Below are 23,737 nucleotides of genomic sequence, written 5' to 3' on the forward strand. Positions count from 1 at the left end.
ACGAAAACTTCAGTCCAGCCGCACACCCGTCAGCCGCGGAGCCGCCGCCGGCGTGCCGCTGAACCGTGGCGCGGGGGCGGGCATGACCAGCCCTTCGGTTTCCACGAACGTTCCCCGAGCGACCATGTGCGGGTGCTTCGGCGCTTCGGCCAGGCTGAGCACCGGGGCGAAACAGATGTCGAACCCGTCCATGATCGCGCACCATTCGCCGCGCGTCTTGGTCAGGAACAGTTCTGCGATGCGCACTTTGAGATCGGGCCAGCGCGCCCGGTCCATCTGCACTTCGGGCGCGAACGCCGGATCGTCCTTCAACCCGGTCTTCTCCAGCAGCAGCGCATAGAACTGCGGCTCGATCGATCCGATCGAGATCCACTTTCCGTCCGATGTTTCGTACGTGTCATAGAAGTGCGCGCCGCCGTCGAGCAGGTTGACCCCGCGCTCGTCCTGCCACATGCCGCTGCCGAAATAGGTGTAGGTCATCGCCGACAGGATCGCCGCGCCATCAACCATCGCGCAGTCGACCACCTGGCCCTTGCCCGTGCGCTGCGCCGACAGCATGGCCGCGACCACGCCGAACGCCATCAGCATGCCGCCGCCACCGAAATCGCCGACCGCGTTGACCGGAAACGCCGGCTTTTGCCCCGCCTGGCCATAGCTGTGCAGCGCGCCGGTGAGCGAGATGTAGTTGATATCGTGGCCGGCACGCGGCGCCATCGGGCCGTCCTGGCCCCACCCGGTCATGCGGCCGTAGACCAGCCGGGGGTTGTCGGCGAGCAGCACCTCGGGCCCCAGCCCCAGCCGCTCCATAACCCCGGGGCGATAGCCTTCGACCAGCGCATCGGCGTCCTTCACCAGTTCGCGCACGCGTGCGACCGATGCGGGGTCCTTCATGTCGAGCGTGATCAGCGTGCGGTTGCGGTTGAGGATATCGCGGTTGCCGGCGTCGCCTGCAGGCGGGCGCTTGCCCGGACGCTCGATCCGGATGACCCGCGCGCCATGATCGGCCAGCATCATGCACGCGAACGGCCCCGGCCCGATCCCGGCAAGTTCGATCACCGTCAGCCCTTCGAGCACACCCGCCATAATCCCCGCCCCTTGCAATTTAACCGATCGATTGAACCGGGCTTTGCCGCGACCGGGGCGTGGTGTCGAGCAAAATGCGGGCGGGTCAGTCGGCGTCCGCGCCGCTCGGGTCCGCGATGCTGCGCGCCGTCGCAAGGTGCTGGACCGGCGCGGCCAGCATGGCGGACTTGGCGAACAGTTCGCCGGCCAGATTGCTGGAACCGTCCTGCGCGCGCAGGATCATGGCATAGGCCCGGCTCGTGCGCGGACTGGCCGGTTGGGCGGTATAGGCCGCCGCCGCGTCGCGCTGCGCGCCCGCCGCATCGCCCGACCGCAGCTGGACGATGGCCAGATCGGCCAGCAGCGTCGCGCCACCCTGCCGACGAATGCGCAGCGCGGACAGCATCTCGTTCGCCCGCGCCCAGTCGCCGGTGCGGGCATACGCATCGCCGAGCATGCGCGCGGCCTGCACCGAATTGGGGTTCTGGTTGATGTACGCCGCCAACGCCCGGTCGGCCGACTCATCCTGCCCGGTCGCGCGCATCGTCGCCACCAGCCGCCGCAGCACCGGCTCGGTCAGGCGGATCGACGCGGCGCGTGCGTAATCGCCCAGCGCCCCGTTGGCATCGCCGCCCATCAGACGCACGTCACCCTCGATCAGCCAGGTTTCGGCGGAACCGGGATTGCTGGTGCGGAACCTGGCGGCGACGGTCAGCGCCCCCGCGCCCTGCCCGGCGGCCAGCAGCCCGCGCACATACGGCACCACCGTATCGGCGGATCTGGGGTTGTCGTTGTATTGCGCCGCCAGCACGTCCACCGGCGAAGCCACGGACAGCGGCACGAACGGCGCATCGGCGCCCAGCACCGCGCGCTGCAGGAACGGCGCGGCGCGATCGCGCTCACCGCTTTCCTCCAGCGACCGCGCGACCAGCGCCGTGATGTAGGGCGATGCGCCGGGCCGCCGGGCAATGTCCTCGAACCGCTCGACCACCTGTTCGTCATTGCCCTGACGCGCCAGCGCGCGTGCGAGCATGGCCTGCGCCTGCGAATTGTCGGGCTGGAAGCGCAGCAGCCGGTCGAACTGTTCGACCGCAAGGTTGATGTTGCCGGCGCGGTATTCCAGCACGCCGTTGAGCAGGATCGCCGCCGGCACATCGCGCAGCTTGGTCCCGGTCTTGAGCATGATCGCGCGCGCCAGCGCGGTCTTGCCGGCGCGCGCCGCCAGTACCGCCTGCAGCAGATAGCCGCGCGGGTTGCCGGGATCGACCTCTTCCAGTTTGCGACAGACGGTCAGCATCGCCCGATAGCGCCCCAGATCGCCCAGCGTCGCGGCATATTCGCCCAGCAGCGACCGATCGCTTGATGCGCGCTTCAGCCCGGCTTCGAACCACGGTAGCGAGGCGGCAAGGCCATAGCGCTCGCGCACCATCAGGCCTTTCATCTCGAGCGCGCGCACGTTGGCCGGATCGACCGCGAGCGCCTGGTCCGCCGCCCAATCCGCGCCCGCCTGCTGCCCGCTGACGAAACGCATCCGCGCGACCAGCACCCACAGCATGCCATCGCGCGGGTTCAGCCGCACCGACTGGTCGAAGGCCGCCGCCGCGCCGTTCAGGTTGCCTTCGACCAGTTCGAGCTGGCCGCGTGTGCGCCATCCCAGCGCGGCAGAGTCGGGCGTGAACGCGCCGCTATCCAGTACCTTGCGCGCTTCCCGGCGATCGCCTTGCAGCAACATCGCCTCGGCCAGCTGCGCCCGCACGGCATCGGCGGGAGCGCCCTGCCGGATGGCTTCGCGCAGGCGCACTTCGGCGGTCACGCCATCGCCGCGCGCCACCGCACTGCGCGCGGCGGCGCGGGCCGGCTCGACCAGTGCTCGACCGTCACCGCTGGCCACGGCGGGCACGGCCAGCGCCAGCAGGCCGATGACCGCGAGCAGCCCCGCTGCAAGCCGCCGCGCGGGCGCGGGCCTAGCTATTGAGGTCGTATTGCTTGAGCAGGTCATACAACGTCGGCCGACTGATCCCGAGCAACCGCGCGGTGCCAGAAATGTTGCCCTCGCTGCGCGCCAGCGCGTGCCGGATGACCCGGCGATCGGCACTTTCGCGCGCGCTCTTGAGGTTGAGCGGGTTGTCCTGCGCCGTGTCGGGCGCGGCGAGGTCGAGATCGGTGGCGGCAATCAGCTTGCCGTCGGCCATGATGACCGCGCGCTTCACCCGGTTTTCCAGCTCGCGGACGTTGCCCGGCCAGTTCCACGCGTCGATCGCCGCCAGCGCATCGGGCGCAAAGCCCTGAACCTGGGGGTTCATTTCCTTGGAGAACTTGGTCAGGAACGCCTTGGCCAGCAAGGTCGGGTCGCCCGGGCGTTCGGCCAGGCTGGGGATCTTCACGACGATTTCGGCCAGGCGATAGAACAGGTCCTCGCGGAACCGCCCGTCGGCGATCATCGCTTCCAGGTTCTGGTGCGTCGCGCAGACGATGCGCGTATCGACCGCGATCGAGCGGCGACCGCCGATGCGCTCGATCGTGCGTTCCTGCAGGAAGCGCAGCAGTTTGACCTGCAACTGCAGCGGGATGTCGCCCACTTCGTCGAGGAACAGCGTGCCGCCGTCGGCCATTTCGATCTTGCCTTCGGTCATCTTGACCGCGCCGGTGAACGCGCCCTTTTCGTGCCCGAACAACTCGCTTTCGAGCAGGTTTTCCGGGATCGCGGCGCAGTTGATCGCCACGAACGATCCTTGCGCGCGGCGCGACGCCTCGTGCACGCCGCGCGCCAGCAGTTCCTTGCCGGTGCCACTCGCGCCCAGCAGCATGACCGAGACGTTGGTGTTGGCCACGCGTTCGATCGTGCGCGCCACGCGCACCATTTCGGGCGCGGAGGTCAGCAACGACCCCAGCACGCGGTTGTCGCGGCCGCTCTTTTCGGCGAGCGCACGGTTTTCCGCCTCCAGCCGGTGGAGATGCAGCGCGCGCCGCACGATCAGCCCCAGCGCATCGATATCGACCGGCTTCTGATAGAAATCGTAGGCGCCCTGCGCGATCGCCCGCTGCGCACTTTCGCGCGCGCCGTGGCCGCTGGCGACGATCACCTTGGTGTCGGGCTTCAGCGCCATGATCTCGTCGAGCACGGCAAAGCCTTCGCTGGTGCCGTCGGGGTCCGGCGGCAGGCCAAGGTCGAGCGTGACCACTTCGGGTGCCTCGGAACGCAGCAGCGCCAGCGCGCTGGCCCGGTCGCCGGCGATGTGGACCTCGAAATCCTCATAGACCCATTTCAGCTGGGCCTGCAGCCCCGGATCGTCCTCGACGATCAGCAGCCGGGGCATGCGGTCGGGTTTGGCGTCGGTCATCAGGCTACTTTCTGCGAGGCGGAGTGGCCATGGGGGCCGCCGATGGTTTCGAGCAGGTCAGCGGCGACGACCAGCGGCAGCCGCACGACGAAGCGGCTGCCCAGCCCTTCGCGGCTTTCCACGTCGAGCCGGCCGCGCATCGCCTTGACCAGCTCGCGCGCTTCGAACGCGCCGATGCCGAACCCGCCGGGCTTGGTCGATACGAACGGCTTGAACAGTTTGTTGCGCACGAACTCGGCGCTCATCCCGCAGCCGGTGTCGATGACCTCGATGCAGCCGTGCAGGCCGTCGGCGCCGATCGTGACGATCACCGGCATGCCGTTTTGGCTGGCGTCGATCGCGTTCTGGATCAGGTGCATCAGCACTTGTTCCAGTGTCTCGCGATGCGCGACGATCGCGCAATCCGGGCGGTCGGTGACATAAACCTGCGGACCTTCCGGCCCGACGTAGCGCGTCGCCACCGACCGCGCGACTTCGGATGGATCGATCTGTTCGAACCGCGCGACCGCGCTCGATCCATAGCGGGACAGCCGTGCCAGCAGCGTGTTCAGCTTGTCCGCCGCGCTGTGCAGCGTGACCAGCATATCGCTGCGGAAGGCCGGATTGTCGGCGTGGCGTTCGGCGTTGCGCGACAGCAGGCTGAGCTGGCTGGCAAGGTTCTTGATATCGTGCATCACGAACGCGATGCGGCGGTTGAACTCGTCGAACCGGCTCGCCTCGAGCAGCGCGACCTGCCCGGCATGTTCCGCCAGATAACTCGCCAACTGCTGCCCGACCACGCGCAGCAGGTCGAAATCCTCCCAGTCGAGCTTGCGCGCCACCGCCGGGCGGCCGAGCACCACCAGTCCGACCAGCCGATCGAAATGCAACAGCGGCACCAGCGCCCACGCGCTGTCATCGTCCACCAGCCAGCGCGGGACGATGGCGGTCTCGCCCCGGTGGTCGGTGCCTGCGCGCAGCTCGTCCAGATCGACGATGAAGCCGTCGCGCTCGAAATACGTGGCGGCCTGCGGCGGCATGGCTTCGGCCGGCACGTCGATCGTGCGCCATTGCCAGCGCGAGGCCAGCACCAGCTCGCCGCGATCGGCCGTGACCAGCAACAGGCCGCTGCTACTGTCGGTGATGTCGGCCACGGCCTGGACCACGCGTTCGTGCAACGGCAACGCGCTGGTCCCGCCGCGTCCGATGGTGCGGGTGAACCGCTGCCATTCGGACCGGTAGTCATAGCGGTGCTGGAAGAAATGCTTGGACACCGTCACCTTGAGCCAGCTGCGCAGCCGCCCCGAAGGCAGCGCCAGCAGGCACAGCACCGTCATGGCAAAAGCAAAGCCGAGCTGGGTCAGCTGCCCGACATCGCCGCCCATCCATGACAGCGATTCCGCGGCGCCGACCATCACGATCAGGTACAGCCCGATCACCAGCAGCGAGAGCGACTGGAATGCCACCGTGCGCGACGGCGAAAACCGCATGTCGGCGCGGCCGCGCAACGATCCCGCCGCCAGCAGCCCCGAAAACGCGATCGCCGCCAACCCGCGCAACGCCGAAAGCTCACGCGGGACGACGTTGTCGAGATAGCCGACGGTGTAATAGTTGAGGTCATAGCCCCACAGCAGCGCCAGCGCGACGCACGTCCAGCGCAAGCCGCCGCGCAACGCGGGCATCGTCCCTGCATACAGATTGTGGACCAGCACCAGCGCGCCGGTCACCACCAGCAGCCGGAACATCACCGACAAGTGGAAAATCATGTAGGCGGCGCCGGGCAGGCTGCCGAACCGCATCGTCAGGAACAACAGCACCGGCTGCATCAGCTCCACGAACACCAGCGCCGCCAGCACCGGGCGCACCGGGCGCATGCTCTCGTGGCGGCCATCGCGCGCGAACAGCTGATAGATCGTGGCCAGCCAGGCCAGGTTGCGCAACGTCTCGAACAGCTGCGCCGGCCCGCTCATCGCGCCCATGACGCTGACCACCAGCAGCCACGCCGCGCTGATCGCCAGCGCCAGCACCTTGGCATGGCCGCCGATCCCGTCGCGACGCTCGCGCTGCCACATCCACACCGCCAGCAGCACGCACGAAAACGCACCGCCCAGATGGGTCCACTGGCCAAAGCCGTCCCAGGTGAAGGGATTGCCTGTCATAAGCTGGCTGTCGTGGGGATGGCGGTCATGCGGTTGACGGCCCTACCGCGCGCCTTCGTGCCACAGCACGACACGCAAGGTCTGAAGCAGGATCAGCAGGTCCAGGAACGGCGTATAATTCTTGGCATAGTACAGATCGTATTCCAGCTTGTGCCGCGAATCCTCGATCGACGCGCCATAAGGGTAGTTGATCTGCGCCCAGCCGGTGATGCCAGGCTTCACCATGTGGCGTTCAGCGTAGAACGGCAGGTGTTCTTCGAGTTCCGCCACGAATTCGGGGCGTTCCGGGCGCGGGCCGACGAAGCTCATCTGGCCTTTCAGCACGCTCCATGCCTGCGGCAGTTCGTCGATCCGCACCTTGCGGATGAACCGGCCGACACGCGTGACGCGTGGGTCATTCTTTGAGGCCCACTGCGCGCCTGCCGCTTCGGCATCGGTGCGCATCGAACGCAGCTTGATGACGTCAAAGTTCTGGCCGAACAGCCCGACGCGGGTCTGGCGGAAGAACGCGGGGCCCCGGCTGTCGAGCTTCACCAGGATGGCGAACAGCACGATCACCGGCAGCGTCGCCGCCAGCAGCAGCGAGCTGACCGCTATATCGAACACGCGCTTGGCGGCGCTCGACAGCATCCGGCCCGACGAAAACCCGTCGGAGAAGATCAGCCAGCTGGGGTTGACGGTATCGAGATCGACCCGACCCGTCTCGCGCTCCATGAACGTGGAAAAATCGTTGACGTGGACCCCGGTGGTCTTGATCCGCAGCAGGTCTTTCAGCGGCAGCGCATTGCGCCGCTCCTCCAGCGCCAGCACCACTTCGCTCACCCCCAGGTTTTCCACAAACCGGGTGAGGTTGTGCAGCGCCGAGCGGTTGATCGCTTCCTCGACCACATGGACGCTGTCGCTCATCCCGATGTAGCCGACGATGGCAAAGCCCGCTTCGGGCCGCTCACCCAGCTTGCGCAGGCGGTCGGCGCGCAGACCGGCGCCCAGCACCAGCACGCGGCGGCGGAAGGCGGCGGTGCCGATGATCCCGCTCAGCAGCAGGCGGATGGCAAACAGCATCCCCAGCGACAGGAACATCGCGTAGAACAGGTTGGATCGCCACAGCGTGCGGCCCGGCAACAGGAAGTACACCACCGACAGCGCGATGATGCCCAGGCTGATCGCCACCAGCAGCCGCGCCATCGCATAACGCATCGATCGCAGTGCATCCGATCCGTAGACGCCGACCGCGATCATCGCGACCTGGTTCAGCCCGGCGAAGATGACCAGCGGAGTCCAGCGCTCCGTGACGGGGCCCACGTCCATCCCGATCTGGTGCGCGCGGAGAACCCAGCCCACTTCTCCTGCCAGCATCAGCAGGACGAAATCGAACAGGCCCAGCAGCAGCACGGCATGCGGGATGTAGTGTTTGAAAAGCCTGACCATGGCCTCCACGGCAGATGTGACGCCCCGTGTCGGAGCTTTGCCTGACCGGCCTAGGGCCAAGGGGTAAAATGTCGGTTACCTTGACAGCGCCCCGCAAACTATTTTTGCTACCAAAACACGCAAAAGCGCGGAACAGAGCCATCGCCGCCGGGCGCTTTGTCGGTCTTTTTTACAGGGCGGCGCGCTTCGACGGGTTGGGTGGCACACCCGGCGCACGGCAGATCGGGGTGAGCCAATCCGCTGCGATGTGGTCCCAACAATGACCGGAACGGGGCACACAACGCTGGCCAGCCGCGCCCGACCCTGTCATTCTGCCACCATGCGGCAGAAAGAACTGCGCATCGCGCTCATCTGTTACGGCGGCATCAGCCTGGCCGTGTACATGCACGGTGTGACCAAGGAACTGTGGTATGCCACGCGGGCCAGCCGCGGTTTGCACCGCCGTGATCCGCCTCCGCCGGGCGTCGAAGGCGTCTATCGCAGTCTGCTCGATACCATTGCGGCCACGCGCGACGTCAAGCTGCGGCTGCTGCCCGACATCATCGCCGGGGCCAGCGCGGGCGGGATCAACGGGGTGTTCCTCGCCCAAGCCATCGCCAGCGGACAAAGCCTGGAGCCGCTGACGCAGCTGTGGCTCGAAAAGGCCGACGTCGATGTGCTGCTCGATCCCGATGCGCAGCCGTGGAGCCGTTTCGCCAAATTCTGGGCGCAACCGCTGGTGTGGTTCGTGCTGAAAAAGCCGGGCAACGTGGTGTCCAGCACCGTCGCGCACGGAACGCGGGCCGAAGTGCGGCGCAAGGTTTCGCGGCTGATCCGCGCACGCTGGTTCGCGCCGCCGTTCAGCGGCATCGGCTTTTCGCGGCTGATCGCGCAGGCGCTTGAGGCGATGGCCGCGCAGACCGACGGCGCGCCGCTGCTCCCCAACGGCCACCCGCTCGACCTGCTGGTTACGGCCACCGATTTCAACGGCCACCCCGAACAGCTGCGGCTCCACAGCCCGCCGGTGGTCGAGGAAAGCGAGCACCGGCTGTCGATCGGCTTCCGCAGGGTCGCCACCACCGGCCCCGATCGCGATCTGGCCGCCGTGCCCGAACTGGTGCTGGCCGCCCGCTCCACCGCGAGTTTCCCCGGGGCGTTTCCGCCGCTGCTGGTCGCCGAGATCGACACGCTGGTGGCCGAGCGCCGCATCGCCTGGCCGGGGCGCGACGGGTTCCTCGCCCGCATCATGCCGCAACGCTGGAAAAGCGGCGACATCGAAGGCGCCGCGCTGATCGACGGATCGGTGCTGGTCAACGCGCCGTTCGCAGGCGCGATCGACGTGCTGCGCGATCGTCCGTCGCAGCGCGAGGTCGACCGGCGCTTTGTCTATATCGACCCCCGCCCCGACCAGGCGCGCATCGGCGAGAAGTCGGGCAGCTCGGTCGGCTTCTTCTCCGCCATCTTCGGCTCGCTGTCTTCGATCCCGCGCGAACAGCCGATCCGCGACAACCTTGAGGCACTCGAGGCGCAATCGCTGGAACGCAAGCGCCTGCGCACCATCGTCGAGGCGCTGCAGCCCGAAATCGAGGACGCGGTCGAAAAGCTGTTCGGCTACACGTTCTTCTTCGATCGGCCGAACCAGCGGCGGCTGACCGGGTGGCGCAACAAGGCGCAGCAGGCGGCGGCGGAACAGTCCGGTTTCGCGTTCCACGGCTATGCCCAGGTCAAGCTGGCGGGGATCGTCGCCGAGCTGGCCCACACCATCCACGATGCCGCGCCCGAGGCGGCCAGCCAGCAGGACGTCGAGGCGGCGATCTGGGGATTCCTGCCCAGCACCGGGCTCGATCACCTGGTCTCGCTGCGCGGCGGAGCCACCGCCGAAGCCATCGCGTTCTTCCGCCAGCACGACATCGGCTTCCGCATCCGCCGGCTTAAATTGCTCGCCCGCCGCCTGACGTACGACTGGGAGGGGATGACCGAAACCACTGCCGAAATGCGCGAGGAAGCGCGCGACGCGGTCTATCGCGCGCTGTCGCTGTATCAGGGACGCGAGGCGATCGAAGGCTTGGGGCCAGGGTTTTCAGAGACCGCGACGCTGGCGGTGCGCGATCCCGGCGCGGTGCTGACCTCGCTGGCCGCACGGCGCGACCTGACGGGTATCGACCTCAACGTCGATGCGATGCTGGTCGCCGCGCTCGATGGCATGGACCGGCCGCTGCGGCGGCGCGTGCTTTACGCCTACCTCGGTTTTCCGTTTTACGACGTGGCGACGCTGCCATTGCTGCAGGGTGAGGGTCTGAACGAATTCGATCCGGTGAAGGTCGATCGGATCAGCCCTGACGACGCGCTCTCGATCCGTACGGGCGGAACGCTGGCCTGCCTGCGCGGGGTCGAATTCTTCAACTTCGGCGCGTTCTTCAGCCGCGCCTATCGCGAGAACGACTACCTTTGGGGCCGCCTGCATGGTGCCGAACGGGTGATCGACCTGATCGCCTCCACGGTGGAAACGCCGCTCGCGCGCCAGGTGATCCGCACCTTCAAGCGCGACGCATTCCTCGCCGTACTGGAGGAAGAACGCGGCCGGCTGATGGCCGAGCCGGGGCTGATCGACAGCGTCGTGGCCGAAGTGCACGCGGCGATGGGGGTGGGTGCCGCCGATGTCTGACGTCTGTTGGGGCCGAGCACAATCGCTCATCCTGAGGAGCCGTTGAGCCTGTCGAAACGGCGTCTCGAAGGACGGGTGGTTCGAGACGAGCCTTCGACAAACTCAGTCTCCCATCACCATGAGCGGAATTGCGGACCGCCGCAAAAACGCGAACCCATCAGGTCAGGTCGTTCCAGGCTTCCTTGATCCGCTCGAAAAAGCCTTTGGAATTGGGGCATTCCTCGCCGGTTTCGGTCGACTGGAATTCGCGCAGAATGTCCTTCTGGCGCGCGCTGAGCTTGATCGGGGTTTCGACCTGGATTTCCACCACCATGTCGCCCTGCCCGCGTCCCTGCAGCACCGGCATCCCCGCGCCGCGCTTGCGCAACTGCTTGCCGGTCTGGATGCCCGCCGGGATCGGGATCGCGTGGACTTCGCCGTCGAGGCCGGGGATCTCGATCTCGCCGCCCAGCGCCGCCTTGGTGAAGCTGATCGGCGCGCGGGTGAGCAGCGTCGTGCCGTCGCGTTCGAACACGTGGTGGCGCGATACGTGCAGGAAGATGTACAGATCGCCCGGAGGCGCGCCCATCGGCCCCGCCTCGCCCTTGCCGGTCAAGCGGATGCGCGTGCCCGAATCGACGCCTGCCGGAATGTCGACCGACAGCTTCTGCTCGGCATCGACGCGGCCTTCGCCGCCGCAGGCCCGGCACGGGCTTTCGATCACTTCGCCGCGACCGTGGCAGCTGGGGCATGGCCGCTCGACCATGAAGAAGCCCTGCTGCGCGCGCACTTTGCCGCGCCCGCCGCACAAGTTGCAGCGCCGCGCCGCCGTGCCGGGCGTTGCGCCCGATCCGCTGCACGGTTCGCAGCCTTGCGAAACCTCGACCACGATCTCGGCCGACTTGCCGTGGAACGCATCCTCGAGGGTGATTTCCATGTCGTAGCGCAAGTCCGCACCGCGCCGGGGCTGGCCCCGACCGCCGCCACCGCCAAACGCGCCGCCGAAGATCGTCTCGAAGATATCGCCCAGATCGCCGAAATCGGCCTGGCCGCCACCGCCGCCACCGCTGCCGTCGAACGCGGCGTGGCCATAGCGGTCATACGCGGCGCGCTTCTGCGGGTCGCTCAGGCAGGCGTAAGCCGTGCTGATCGACTTGAACTTCGCTTCGGAATCGGCGCAGCCCGGATTCTTGTCCGGGTGGAAACGCATCGCCAGCCGCCGGTACGACGACTTGATCGTCTTGTCGTCGGCGGTCCGCTCCACTTCGAGCAGTTCGTAGAAATCGGTTTCGGTCGCCATCGCCCCGTCCCAAACGTCACCCGCCACCCACGCCTTGGCGCGAGTGGCGGAAACGGTTCAATCCATCATCGACCCTGCGATCAGGGCTTGGCGTCGTCGACTTCCGAGAATTCGGCATCGACCACGTCTTCGCCCGCCGCATTCTCCGGTGCCTCGCCAGCAGGCGAAGCGGCCGCAGCCTGCTCCTTCTCGTAGATCGCCTGGCCCATCTTCATCGCGACCTGGGTCAGCGCTTCGGTCTTGGCCGTCATCTGCGCGGCATCGCCGCTTTCGATGGCGGTCTTGGCCTCGGCGATCGCCGCCTCGATTTCGGACTTGAGCGCGGCATCGACCTTGTCGCCGTTTTCTTCAAGCTGGCGCTCGGTGGCGTGGACCAGGCTGTCGGCGTTGTTCTTCGCCTCGGCCGCGGCACGCCGTTCCTTGTCCTCTTCGGCGAACTTCTCCGCGTCGCGCACCATCTGGTCGATGTCGGCGTCGGAGAGCCCGCCCGAGGCCTGGATGCGGATCTGCTGTTCCTTGCCCGTGCCCTTGTCCTTGGCCGAGACGTTGACGATGCCATTGGCGTCGATGTCGAACGTCACTTCGATCTGCGGCACCCCGCGCCGCGCCGACGGGATGCCAACGAGGTCGAACTGGCCGAGCAGCTTGTTGTCGCCCGCCATCTCGCGCTCGCCCTGGAACACGCGGATGGTGACGGCTTGCTGGTTGTCTTCGGCGGTCGAATAGACCTGGCTCTTCTTGGTCGGGATCGTGGTGTTGCGGTCGATCATCTTGGTCATGATGCCGCCCAGCGTCTCGATGCCCAGCGACAGCGGGGTCACGTCGAGCAGCAGCACGTCCTTGACATCGCCCTGCAGCACGCCGGCCTGGATCGCGGCGCCCATGGCCACGACTTCGTCCGGGTTCACGCCGGTGTGCGGGTCCTTGCCGAAGAACTCCTTCACCGCGTCGCGCACCTTGGGCATGCGGGTCATGCCGCCCACGAGCACGACTTCGTCGATCTGCGCGGCGGTAAGGCCGGCATCGGCGAGCGCCTTCTTGCACGGTTCCATCGTACGCTTGATCAGGTCGGCGACCATGCGTTCCAGATCCGAACGGGTGATCGTCTCGACCAGGTGCAGCGGCGTGGTCGCGCCGCCTTCCATGCGCGCGGTGATGAACGGCAGGTTGATCTCGGTGGTCTGCGCGCTCGACAGCTCGATCTTGGCCTTTTCAGCGGCTTCCTTCAGCCGCTGGAGGGCCAGCTTGTCGGTGCGGAGATCCATGTTCTCCTTCTTCTTGAACTGGTCCGCGAGGTATTCGACCAGCTTGGAGTCGAAGTCTTCACCGCCCAGGAAGGTGTCGCCGTTGGTCGACTTCACCTCGAACACGCCGTCGCCGATCTCGAGGATCGAGACGTCGAACGTGCCGCCGCCCAGATCGTAGACCGCGATGGTCTTGCCGTCCTGCTTGTCGAGGCCATAGGCCAGCGCTGCTGCGGTCGGCTCGTTAATGATGCGCAGCACTTCGAGGCCGGCGATCAGGCCGGCGTCCTTGGTCGCCTGGCGCTGCGCGTCGTTGAAGTAGGCGGGCACGGTGATGACGGCCTGCGTCACGGTTTCGCCGAGATAGGATTCCGCGGTTTCCTTCATCTTCTGCAGGATGAAGGCGCTGATCTGGCTGGGCGAATAATCCTCGCCGCCCGCCTTGACCCACGCGTCGCCGTTCTTGCCCTTGGCGATGGTGTAAGGAACCAGCTCGGTGTCCTTCTTGGTCACCGGATCGTCGAAGCGGCGGCCGATCAGGCGCTTGACCGCGAAAATGGTGTTGTCGCCGTTGGTTACGGCCTGGCGCTTGGCCGGCTGTCCGATCAGGCGTTCGCCGTCCTTGGTGAAGGCGACGATCGAAGGCGTGGTGCGCGCGCCTTCCGAATTTTCGATGACCTTGGGCTTGCCCCCGTCCATGACGGCCACGCAGCTGTTGGTGGTGCCAAGGTCGATACCGATAACTTTAGCCATGGTTTCCCCATATCCTTCCGATTGAGACACCGCCTTGCCGCTGCCCCCCTGATGCGGGCGAGCGCCGGTCCGCGGCTCTGATGGGGGGCGATATAGGTGCGCTTTGGCTTGGCACAAGCCCTTGCGCGTCCTACCGCATGCCCGAAACCGGACAGGAGAATGATCGATGGTGGGATTGGGTCGCGGCGGCATGGCAAGGCTGGGTCTTGTCGCGGTGCTGCCGCTGGCGATGGCGCTGGCCTCGTGCGGCAAGAAAGCGCCCGATGCACCGTCCGCTCCTGCCAGCCAGGGCATCGATGAAACGCCCAGCAACGCCCCCGGCATCGCGCTGACCGGGGCGGTGGTGAAGCTGCCGCTGGTGGGCGGACGGCCCGGTGTCGCCTATTTCACCATAAGCCAGGGCAACGGCGCACCGCGCAAGCTGGTGGGCGTCCACATCGATGGCGTGGGCCGCACCGAAATGCACCAGAGCAAGACCGTCAATCGCGTGTCGAGCATGGACCCGGTCAGCGACGTGCCGCTGGGCGCGGGCAAGTCGATAGCCTTTGCTCCGGGCGGTTATCACGTGATGCTGTTCGATATCGCGCCCACGCTGAAGCCCGGCACCGAGGCCGAGCTGACCATCACGCTCGATGACGGCGACAAAGCCACGATCAAGGCCAAGGTCGAAACTGCGGATTTCGGCACGGGCGCGGGCGGCATGTCGGCAAGTGGCATGTCGGCAAGTGGCATGGCGATGGACCACATGTGATCGGCGACGCGGCATCGGCTGCCTGCCCGGTGGGCGGCGATCGGCCGTTGACGGCAGGCGAGCGCGGGCTGGTGCGCGGCATGTTCCACGACGCGATCCGGTGCGATGCCGTGCGGATCAAGCGCAGGCGGTTCTTTCCGCTGCAGCCTGCGCGCGTCACCATGGCGCCGATGGGGCACCTGCATTTCCACCCCGCGTCGGCCGTCTATTGCGACGACTTTGCGCTGGCCCCGGTGGCGCTGCAGGCGTTCTTCCTGCACGAGATGACGCACGTATGGCAGGCCCAGCAGCGCGGTAAGTGGTATCTGGTGCTGATGCGCCATCCGCTGTGCCGCTACGACTACAGCATCCGGCCGGGCTGGCCGCTGGCCCGCTACGGCATTGAACAGCAGGCCGAAATCGTGCGGCATGTGCACCTGGCCCGGCACGGCGTTCCCGTACCGGGCAGTCCGGGGCGCGCCGCGCTGGAGTCGATCCTGCCGTTCGGAACCTGAAAGGTCAGTCGGGTTTCTTGGCCACCGCGACCATCGCCGGGCGCAGCAGCCGGTCCTTGATCATGTAGCCCGCCTGCAGTTCCTGCACGATCGTGCCCGGCGCGACATCGGCCGACGGCACTTCGAGCATTGCCTGGTGCTGGTGCGGATCGAGCGACAGGCCCATCGCGGCGATGCGGGTGATGCCGTGTCCGGCGAACACCTTGTCGATCTCGCGCCCGGTCGCGTCGATCCCGGCGATCAGGTTCTTGAGCTTCTCGTCCTCGCGCAGTTCGGCGGGGATCGACTGGAGCGCGCGCGTCAGGTTGTCGGACACCGACAGGATGTCGCGGGCAAAGCCGGTGGCGGCGTAGGCGCGCGTGTCGGCGATGTCCTTTTCCATGCGGCGGCGCAGGTTCTGCGTCTCCGCCTTGGCATACAGCACGTCCTGCCTGGCGGTTTCCAGCTGTTCGCGCAGCTGGGCAAGCTCGCCCGCTTCCGCGTCGTCTGCGGGCGTATCGATCATGTCTTCGGGAACGCCCTTGAGTTCTGCTGCCACGTCCTGATCGTGCTGGCGCGTATCGTCATTGGTCATTTGCGGGAAAATCCATCCTGTCCGATGAGTTTGCTCAGGCTCTGAGCGGTAAAGTCCACCATGGGGACGACTCGCGCATAATTCAACCGCGTCGGCCCGATCACGCCGACCACGCCGACCACTTTTCCCTCCCCGTCGCGCCATGGCGAGGCGATCACGGATGAGCCCGAAAGCGAGAACAGCCGGTTCTCGCTGCCGATGAAGATGCGCGTCGCCTCGGCCTCGCGCGCGGCGTCGAGCACCCCGGCGATGGCTTCGGCGTTTTCCAGTTCATCGAGCAGCTGGCGCACGCGCTCGATGTCGCCCAGCGCCGATTCGTCGAGCAGGTTGGCCTGCCCGCGCACCACCAGCACCGGCCGCTGCGCCGCGTCCTTGCTCCACACCGCCAGCCCGCGTTCGACCAGATCGCGGCTCGCGTTGTCGAGCGCGGTGCGCCCGCCAGAAATCTCGCGCCGCACCAGCGCCACCGCATCGACCAGCGTGCGGCCCGCCAGCCGGCTGCTGAGATAGTTGCCCGCCTCCTCCAGCGCCGAGGACGTGACGCCGGGCGGCAAGTCGATCACCCGGTTCTCGATTCCGCCGTCCTCGCCCACCAGCACCGCCAGCGCGCGCGACTGGCCCAGCGGCACGAACGTCAGCTGCGCGAGGCGTGGTTCGGCACGCGGCACCATCACCACCCCGGCGCCGGCGGACAGTTCGGACAAAGCCGCGCTGGCCGCCGCGAACGCTGCCTCGATCGATCCGCCCTTGACCAGCCCGCGCTCGATCTGGAGACGCTCGGCCGCCGTGGGTTCGGCCACTTGCATGATCCCGTCGACGAACAATCGCAGCCCGACGTCGGTTGGCAGCCGCCCGGCGCTGGTATGCGGCGCGGCCAGCAACCCGGCGTCCTGCAATTCCTGCAGCACCGAACGGATCGACGCCGACGACAGGTTGACCCCGCCGGTGCCCGCCAGCGTCTTCGATCCCACCGGCAACCCGTTGGCGATGAAGCCTTCCACCACCAGCCGGAAGATGTCCCGCGCGCGATTGGAAAGTTCTGAGACGGGCGGTGCAGACATGCCCCCTTGTAGAGCCTGCTCTTGCGGCCTCAAGGACATTGCGCCTAACGCGGGCTCAAACCACCAAAGGGAATACACATGCGACCTTCCGGCCGTGCGCCAGACGAAATGCGCAGCATTTCGATCGAGACCAACTTCACCAAACACGCCGAGGGCTCGTGCCTGATCGGGTTCGGCGATACCAAGGTGCTGGTCACCGCCAGCGTCGAAGACCGCATCCCGCCGTGGATGCGCGGCAAGGGCGAAGGCTGGGTGACAGCCGAATACTCGATGCTGCCCCGCGCCACGCATACGCGCGGGTCGCGCGAAGCGGCCAAGGGCAAGCAATCGGGCCGCACGCAGGAAATCCAGCGGCTGATCGGGCGTTCGTTGCGCGCGGTGACCGACATGAAGAAGCTGGGCGAACGCCAGATCACGCTCGATTGCGATGTGATCCAGGCCGACGGCGGCACGCGCACCGCGGCGATTTCGGGCGCGTGGGTCGCGCTACGGCTGGCCGTGCAGAAGCTGCTCGATTCGGGCGCGATCACGCAGGATCCGCTGACCGAGAAAGTCGCGGCGATCTCGTGCGGGATCGTCGGCGGCGTGCCGGTGCTCGATCTCGACTATATCGAGGATTCGGGCGCCGATGCCGATGCCAATTTCGTGCTGATCGAAGGCGGCAAGATCGCCGAAGTCCAGGCCACGGCCGAAGGCGCGACGTATGACGAGGAAGGCCTGCTGCGCCTGCTGCGCCTGGCGCGGATGGGCACCGGCATGATCTTCGAGGCGCAGGAACGCGCGGTTCGCGGATGAGGCATTTGGGCGCAGATACGCTGGTCATCGCCACGCACAACGCGGGCAAGCTGCGCGAAATCCAGGCGCTGCTTGCCCCATATGGCGTGAACTGCATCTCCGCCGGATCGCTCGGCCTGCCCGAACCTGCCGAGACCGGGACCACATTCGTCGCCAACGCGCTGATCAAGGCGCGCGCGGCGGCGGAAGCGGCGCAACTGCCCGCGCTGGCTGATGACAGCGGGCTGTGCGTGACCGCGTTGGGCGGAGCGCCCGGCGTCTACACCGCCGACTGGGCCGAGGCCGATGTGTTCGAAGGCGGGCCGAAGCGCGACTGGTACATGGCGATGGGCAAAGTCGAGGGCAAGCTGGTCGAACTTGCCCCCGCCACCCCGCGCGACTGCTGGTTCGCCTGCGTGCTGGCGATCGCCTGGCCCGATGGCGAACAGGCGGTCTATGAAGGCCGCGCCGACGGCAGCCTGACCTGGCCACCGCGCGGGACGCTGGGCTTCGGCTACGATCCGGTGTTCGTGCCGGCGGGCGATACGCGCACGTTCGCCGAACTCGACCCGGCCGAAAAGCACGCGATCAGCCACCGCGCCGATGCGTTCGCCAAGCTGGTCGCCGAGCAGTTCGGCGGGTAAATCCGCGCAATGGGCCTTGCACTCTACATCCACTGGCCGTTCTGCCTGGCGAAATGCCCGTACTGCGACTTCAACAGCCATGTCCGCGCCAGCGTCGATGTGCCCGATTGGCGGGCGGCGCTGTTCGCCGACATGGCGCATGAGGCCAAGGCCACCGGAAACCGCGAGCTGACCTCGATCTTCTTCGGCGGCGGCACGCCCTCGCTGATGCCGCCGGCGCTGGTTGCCGCGCTGATCGATCAGGCCGCGCGCCACTGGCAGTTCGCGCCCGACATCGAGATCACGCTGGAGGCCAATCCCTCGTCGGTCGAGGCTGCGAATTTCGCCGCGCTGGCGGGCGCGGGCATCAATCGCGTGTCGCTGGGCCTGCAGGCACTCGACGATGCGACGCTCAAGTTCCTCGGTCGGCTGCACGATGCGCGCGAAGGGCTGGCCGCGCTCGACGTGGCGCAGCGCCACTTCGCGCGGGTGAGCTTCGACCTGATCTATGCCCGGCCCGGGCAGACGCCGGAGCAATGGGAAACCGAATTATACCAGGCCCTTGCGCTCGGCACCGGGCACGTTTCGCTATACCAGTTGACGATCGAGGCGGGCACGAAGTTCGCCACCATGGTGCGCGAACACGCGTTCGAGCCGCTGCCCGACGATCCGGCGGGCGACCTGTTCGCGCTGACCCGCGAGATCACGGCGGCGGCGGGCATTCCGGCCTATGAAATCAGCAACCACGCCCGACCGGGCGAGGAAAGCCGCCATAACCTGACCTATTGGCGTTACGGCGATTATGTCGGCATCGGCCCCGGCGCGCATGGGCGGCGTGGCGGTGTGGCGACCGAGCGGCACAAGAAGCCCGAGAACTTTCTGCGCGCGGTTGCAGAGGCAGGCCACGGCATCGCCACGCAGCGCGCGCTGGGCGACAAGGAGCAGGCGGCAGAGGCGGTCCTGATGGGCCTGCGACTTGCCGAGGGGCTCGATCCCGAGGCGCTGGCCCACCGCTTCGGCCTCACCGCCGCCGATCTGATCCGGCCCGACAAGCGCAAATTTTACGCCGATCTGGGCTTCCTGACCGACACGGACCGACACCTGACCGTCACCGAGGCCGGCATGCCGCTGCTCGACGCGCTGCTGGCCGAACTCGTGCCGGCTGCGCTCGTCACGTCTTCATGAGCCGCGCCGATCTGCTCGAAGCCTGGCACGATCACCTTGCGCTCGCCCGCCGCCGTTCCCCGCACACCGTGCGCGCCTACGGGGCGACGGCGGCGCGGTTGCTGTCCACCCTGCCCGGCGATCCTGACTGGACCGCGATCGCGACGCTCGACGCGGCGACGTTGCGCAACCTGCTGGCCCAGCGCCGCGCCGACGGGATCGGCAATGTCTCGGCGGCGCGCGAGCTTTCGGCGCTGAAAGCGTTCATCGCGTTTGCCGGGACGCAGGCCGGGCTCGCGCAGGCACCGCAGCCCCGGCTGCGTGGACCGCGCATCAAGAAGGGCCTGCCCCGCCCGATCACGCCCGACGAAGTGGTCAATCTTGCCGAAGCGGTGGCCGACGATGCCGCCGAGGAATGGATCGCGGCGCGCGACCGGGCGGTGCTGCTGCTGCTGTATGGCGCGGGGCTGCGTATTGCCGAGGCGCTGTCGCTGACCGGCGCGATGCTGCCGCTGGGCGAGGTGATGACGATCACCGGCAAGGGCGGCCGCCAGCGGGTGGTGCCGATCCTGCCGATCGTGCGCGAGGCGGTGGCGGATTATCTCGCCAAGTCGCCGTGGCCGGTCGTGCGCGACCAGCCGGTGTTTCGGGGGGCCAAGGGCGGCCCGCTGGCGCAGGGCATGGTGCAGAAGGCGGTCGCGCGCGCGCGGATCGTGCTGGGCCTGCCCGCCACCGCCACGCCGCACGCGCTGCGCCACAGCTTCGCCACGCATTTGCTGGGCGCGGGTGCGGATTTGCGGAGCCTGCAGGAACTGCTCGGCCACGCCAGCCTGAGTTCCACGCAGATCTATACCAAGGTCGATGCGGCGACGCTGCTCGATGTTTACCGCAACGCCCATCCGCGCGAGCGGTAGAGCCCGTTCCGACTGACGTCGTCCCCGACTTGATCCGGGACCGTTGGCGAACAAGCGCGTGTCCGCCTGCGATCCCGGGTCAAGCCCGGGACGACGTGAACATCGTCACTTCACCGCTGGTGCCGCGCGCGGCAGGCGCAGTCTGGACAGCAGCCCGCCCAGATCCTCGCTTTCGCCCAGTTCGATCGATCCGCCATAGATTTCGGCCACGTCGCGCACGATCGCCAGCCCCAGCCCGGTGCCCGGCTTGCCGGTATCGAGCCTTGCGCCCCGCGCGAAAATCTTCTCGCGCGCGTCCTCGGGAATGCCGCAGCCGTCGTCCTCGACCCAGATCTCGCAGGCGGTGGGATCCTTGGGCAGCGCGTCGATCGTGACGAACACGCTGCCACCGCCGTACTTGGCCGCATTCTCGATCAGGTTGCCGAGGATTTCGTCGAGGTCCTGCCGCTCGATCGCCACCAGCGCGTGGCGATTGCCGTCCATGTCCAGCCGCACGTGCGGGTAGAGCCGCGTCACAGCGCGCTCGACCGCCTCGGCGCTGTCCCAGATCGCGGCGCGCGACAGGCCGACCGCGCGGCGGCCCACGGCGCGCGCGCGCGCGAGGTGGTGATCGACCTGCCGCCGCATCACCGCCGCCTCGCGGATCACGGTGTCGGCCAGATCGGGCGCCTGCGCGGTGGCCGCGTTCATCACCACGGTCAGCGGAGTCTTGAGCGCGTGGGCAAGATTGCCGGCATGGGTGCGCGCTTCTTCCGCCTGCCGTTCGGAGTGTTCGAGCAGCGCGTTCAGTTCCTGCACCAGCGGCTGCACTTCCAGCGGCAGCGGCTCGGTCACCCGGCTCGCCCCGCCGCCGCGCATCGCCGCAATCGCGCGGCGCACGCGGCGCAGGGGGCCGAGGCCGTAATAGGTCTGCAGCGCCGCCATCAGGAACAGCCCGAGCCCCAGCACGAGGAAGCTCCAGATCAGGATCGAGCGGATCCGCCGGATCTGGCCGTTGAGCTCACCCCGGCTGGCGGCGACGGTGAAGCGCCATTGCGTGGCGCTGCTGGGCAGGATGACCGACCGTTCCATCATCCGCAGCGGCTCGTCCTCGAACTGCTTGCTGTCGTAGACGTGCGGCTGGCTGTCGAAGTGGCTGGGTTCGATCTTGAGGCTGCGGTCCCACAGCGAGCGCGAGGGGAAATCGTCATGCCCCTTGCCGCTGATCTGCCAGTACAACCCGCTGTTGGGTTCCAGGAAGCGCTGGTCGCCCAGAGGGCGGTTGAAGAACACTTCGCCATCGGGGCCGATCTCGGCCGATGCGACCATCGCGGTGAGCATGTAGCCCAGCTGATCGTCGAAATTGCGCGTGACGAGGCCGGTCAGCGTGCGATCGAGCGCCAGCCCCCCGCCCAGCAGCAACACCGAAACCCACGCAAACGCGATGAGCAGCATGCGTCGCGACAGCGATCCCGTGTGCCGCGCGGGCACTACGGTTGCAAAGGATTCATCCTCGCCGGGCATGGCAACCCTCGTTGCCCCTCACCCCTTGGGCGACAGGCTCATGAATGGCGGTGCCCGGGATCAGCCCCGCCCCGGCTCGGCCGGATCGTCGAGGCTGTAGCCCAGACCGCGGATGGTGGTGATCACGTCGGCGCCCAGCTTCTTGCGGATGCGGGTGACGAACACTTCAATGGTGTTGGAATCGCGATCGAAATCCTGATCGTAGATATGTTCGATCAGCTCGGTGCGGCTCACCACCTTGCCCTTGTGGTGGAGCAGGTAGGACAGCAGCTTGTATTCCTGCGCGGTCAGCTTGACCGGTTCGCCGTCGAGCGTGACGCGGCCCGAACGCGTATCCAGCCGCACGTCGCCGGCGGTCAGTTCGGACGAGGAATTGCCCGAAGCGCGGCGGATCAACGCGCGCAGGCGGGCGATCAGCTCCTCGGTCTGGAACGGCTTGGCGAGGTAATCGTCGGCACCGGCATCGAGGCCGGCGACCTTGTCGGACCAGCTGTCACGCGCGGTCAGCACCAGCACCGGAAACTGGCGGCCTTCCTTGCGCCACATGCCGAGCACGGTGAGCCCGTCGATCTCGGGCAGGCCGAGGTCGAGGATGACGGCGTCGTATTCCTCGGTGCTGCCCAGGAAATGGCCGTCTTCGCCATCGGTGGACAAGTCCACCGCATAGCCGGTCTGTTCCAGCGTGGTCTTGAGCTGCTTGCCGAGGGTTGGTTCGTCCTCGACGATCAGGATGCGCATCCGGCTGTCCCCTGCTGGCCACGCGAACGGCGTGGCCCTGTTGTAAATGTTGGTTGGGTTGTGGTTGCAAGATGGTGGCTTGCGGCCAGCCGGTCAAGCAACCGCCGGTGCCGACGGCGCACCCTAATGCGATTCACCCATGATCTGGCCGCTGCGCGCATCGACATCGACGAACACCACGCGCCCGTCGCGGATGAATTTCAGCCGGTAGGCCATCGCCGTCGCATCGTATTCCGGCCCCAGGTACTGCATCCCTGGCTTGGTCGGCAGCACGCGCCGTTCGATGTCGCGCAGCGAATGGACGTTGCCGGCGGCGATCTCGCGGCGAATCTGGCCTTGCTCGTCACGGCGCGGCTCTGCCTGCGAAACGGCCGAAACCGAAACCAGGCAGAGCGCGAGGAGCGGGGCGAAGGGGATGGCGGGCCGTTTCATGATGCCCGAATGCCTAGTTCCTGCGGATTGAACAAGGTGTGAATGTTGTCGCAGGCGAGCGTTCAGGCGTATTACAGCTTCAACGCCGGTTCTATTTCACCAGTTCGTATTTGACGGTCACCGACACCGCCGTACCGACGCGGCCCGGTTCGACCGGCGTGCTCGGCGCCTTGGCCTGCGCCATCACTGCGTTGCGCATGAACGGCACCGGCCCGCGTTCGCTGGTGGCTTCCTCGATCGACAGCAGCCGCAGCCCATTGAACCCGGCCAGCTTGGCATATTCGTTGGCGCGCGCCTGCGCCTGCTCGAACGCGGCCTTGCGTGCCACGGCGCGGACCGGCTTGTCGTCGTCGATGCTGAAGCTGGGGCCGCTGATGTCGTTGGCGCCTGCCGCCACCAGCGCGTCGAGCGTCTGGCCAACCTTGGCGGTGTTGCGCAGGATCACGCTGACCTGGTTGGCCGCGTCATAGCCGAGGAAGGCGGGCGGCGCGCCGTTGTTGTACTGGTATTGCGCGTTGAGCGAGATGCCGTTGGTCTGGATGTCGGCGCGCGGGATGCCCAGCGCGCGCAAACGGGCGATGACCTTGTCCATAGCGGCGGCGTTCTGCTGCATCGCCGCGACAGCCGTGGGCGCGCGTGTGGTCACGCCGGCGCCGATGGTGGCGATATCGGGATCGGACTGGACAGTCTCGGTAGCCGAAATCTCGACTACCGGGCCTTGCGAGGCCACCTGCACCTCTGCGGCGAACGCGGGTGTGCTGAGGCCGGCGAGCGCGGCGATGGCAAGGCTGGAACGAAGCATGTGAAGATCCCCTTCGGT

General features: G+C 67.3%; 20 protein-coding genes. 7 read left to right on the plus strand and 13 right to left on the minus strand.

The annotated features are described in order from the left end of the window. Positions 1–9 precede the first annotated feature (9 nt). From NL2_RS12900 to NL2_RS12920, 5 genes are all read right to left on the minus strand, one after another. Positions 10–1,083, minus strand: coding sequence for a CaiB/BaiF CoA transferase family protein (locus tag NL2_RS12900; protein ID WP_068075892.1), 1,074 nt, complete (start codon positions 1,081–1,083; stop codon positions 10–12). A gap of 85 nt (positions 1,084–1,168) precedes the next feature. Next, positions 1,169–3,061, minus strand: a complete 1,893-nt coding sequence (locus tag NL2_RS12905) for a tetratricopeptide repeat protein (protein WP_157083162.1) — start codon at positions 3,059–3,061, stop codon at positions 1,169–1,171. After that, positions 3,027–4,403, minus strand: coding sequence for a PEP-CTERM-box response regulator transcription factor (prsR, locus tag NL2_RS12910; RefSeq protein ID WP_068075894.1), 1,377 nt, complete (start codon positions 4,401–4,403; stop codon positions 3,027–3,029). The genes NL2_RS12905 and prsR overlap by 35 nt, the downstream gene beginning before the upstream one ends. After that, a complete protein-coding gene (gene prsK / locus NL2_RS12915; RefSeq protein ID WP_068075895.1) occupies positions 4,403–6,541 on the minus strand; it encodes an XrtA/PEP-CTERM system histidine kinase PrsK in 2,139 nt (712 codons plus the stop codon). The genes prsR and prsK overlap by 1 nt, the downstream gene beginning before the upstream one ends. A gap of 42 nt (positions 6,542–6,583) precedes the next feature. Continuing rightward, complete coding sequence (locus tag NL2_RS12920) at positions 6,584–7,969, minus strand: TIGR03013 family XrtA/PEP-CTERM system glycosyltransferase (RefSeq protein ID WP_068075897.1); 1,386 nt, start codon at positions 7,967–7,969, stop codon at positions 6,584–6,586. A gap of 319 nt (positions 7,970–8,288) precedes the next feature. On the opposite strand from NL2_RS12920, the gene NL2_RS12925 reads away from it, so the two are divergent. Further along, positions 8,289–10,613 (plus strand): patatin-like protein, encoded by a 2,325-nt coding sequence (locus NL2_RS12925; protein ID WP_068075899.1) that lies wholly within the window; start codon positions 8,289–8,291, stop codon positions 10,611–10,613. A gap of 157 nt (positions 10,614–10,770) precedes the next feature. Here the strand turns inward: NL2_RS12925 and dnaJ are convergent, their stop codons facing one another. Further along, positions 10,771–11,892: a molecular chaperone DnaJ gene (gene dnaJ / locus NL2_RS12930; protein ID WP_068075901.1), complete on the minus strand. Its 1,122-nt coding sequence runs from the start codon at positions 11,890–11,892 to the stop codon at positions 10,771–10,773. An 80-nt stretch (positions 11,893–11,972) separates the two neighbouring features. Then, on the minus strand, positions 11,973–13,889 hold the full coding sequence (dnaK, locus tag NL2_RS12935) for a molecular chaperone DnaK (protein WP_068075903.1): 1,917 nt from the start codon (positions 13,887–13,889) through the stop codon (positions 11,973–11,975). A gap of 166 nt (positions 13,890–14,055) precedes the next feature. On the opposite strand from dnaK, the gene NL2_RS12940 reads away from it, so the two are divergent. Both NL2_RS12940 and NL2_RS12945 read left to right on the plus strand, forming a co-directional pair. Next, a complete protein-coding gene (locus tag NL2_RS12940; RefSeq protein ID WP_245647680.1) occupies positions 14,056–14,640 on the plus strand; it encodes a copper chaperone PCu(A)C in 585 nt (194 codons plus the stop codon). A gap of 80 nt (positions 14,641–14,720) precedes the next feature. Further along, on the plus strand, positions 14,721–15,134 hold the full coding sequence (locus NL2_RS12945) for a hypothetical protein (RefSeq protein ID WP_157083165.1): 414 nt from the start codon (positions 14,721–14,723) through the stop codon (positions 15,132–15,134). 4 nt (positions 15,135–15,138) lie between these two features. Here NL2_RS12945 and grpE read toward each other — a convergent pair whose 3' ends face one another. Together grpE and hrcA are read right to left on the minus strand one after the other, a co-directional pair. Further along, on the minus strand, positions 15,139–15,708 hold the full coding sequence (gene grpE / locus NL2_RS12950; protein ID WP_068075906.1) for a nucleotide exchange factor GrpE: 570 nt from the start codon (positions 15,706–15,708) through the stop codon (positions 15,139–15,141). Beyond that, entirely contained in the window at positions 15,705–16,769 is a 1,065-nt protein-coding gene (gene hrcA, locus NL2_RS12955) for a heat-inducible transcriptional repressor HrcA (RefSeq protein WP_068075909.1), read from the minus strand. Before hrcA ends, grpE begins: the two co-directional genes overlap by 4 nt. A gap of 78 nt (positions 16,770–16,847) precedes the next feature. Between hrcA and rph the strand changes: the two genes are divergently transcribed. From rph to NL2_RS12975, 4 genes are read left to right on the plus strand one after another with little or no spacing between them, the layout of a single operon-like run. Next, positions 16,848–17,564: a ribonuclease PH gene (gene rph, locus NL2_RS12960; protein ID WP_068075912.1), complete on the plus strand. Its 717-nt coding sequence runs from the start codon at positions 16,848–16,850 to the stop codon at positions 17,562–17,564. Further along, positions 17,561–18,187, plus strand: a complete 627-nt coding sequence (rdgB, locus tag NL2_RS12965) for an RdgB/HAM1 family non-canonical purine NTP pyrophosphatase (protein ID WP_068075914.1) — start codon at positions 17,561–17,563, stop codon at positions 18,185–18,187. The genes rph and rdgB overlap by 4 nt, the downstream gene beginning before the upstream one ends. 9 nt (positions 18,188–18,196) lie before the next feature. Then, positions 18,197–19,351, plus strand: a complete 1,155-nt coding sequence (hemW, locus tag NL2_RS12970; protein WP_068075916.1) for a radical SAM family heme chaperone HemW — start codon at positions 18,197–18,199, stop codon at positions 19,349–19,351. Next, positions 19,348–20,244: a tyrosine recombinase XerC gene (locus tag NL2_RS12975; RefSeq protein WP_068075918.1), complete on the plus strand. Its 897-nt coding sequence runs from the start codon at positions 19,348–19,350 to the stop codon at positions 20,242–20,244. The genes hemW and NL2_RS12975 overlap by 4 nt, the downstream gene beginning before the upstream one ends. A gap of 105 nt (positions 20,245–20,349) precedes the next feature. Here the strand turns inward: NL2_RS12975 and NL2_RS12980 are convergent, their stop codons facing one another. The 4 genes from NL2_RS12980 to NL2_RS12995 form a co-directional block, all read right to left on the minus strand. Then, positions 20,350–21,747: a sensor histidine kinase gene (locus NL2_RS12980; protein ID WP_068075921.1), complete on the minus strand. Its 1,398-nt coding sequence runs from the start codon at positions 21,745–21,747 to the stop codon at positions 20,350–20,352. A gap of 60 nt (positions 21,748–21,807) precedes the next feature. Continuing rightward, on the minus strand, positions 21,808–22,485 hold the full coding sequence (locus NL2_RS12985; protein ID WP_068075923.1) for a response regulator: 678 nt from the start codon (positions 22,483–22,485) through the stop codon (positions 21,808–21,810). Between the two features lie 123 nt (positions 22,486–22,608). Then, positions 22,609–22,917 carry a PepSY domain-containing protein gene (locus tag NL2_RS12990; protein WP_068075925.1) on the minus strand — a complete coding sequence of 103 codons (309 nt, stop codon included), beginning with the start codon at positions 22,915–22,917 and terminating at the stop codon, positions 22,609–22,611. Positions 22,918–23,008: 91 nt separating this feature from the next. Then, complete coding sequence (locus NL2_RS12995; protein WP_068075927.1) at positions 23,009–23,719, minus strand: SIMPL domain-containing protein; 711 nt, start codon at positions 23,717–23,719, stop codon at positions 23,009–23,011. Positions 23,720–23,737 lie beyond the last annotated feature (18 nt).

This window comes from Novosphingobium lentum NBRC 107847, assembly GCF_001590965.1.
Taxonomy (GTDB): Bacteria; Pseudomonadota; Alphaproteobacteria; order Sphingomonadales; family Sphingomonadaceae; genus Novosphingobium; species Novosphingobium lentum.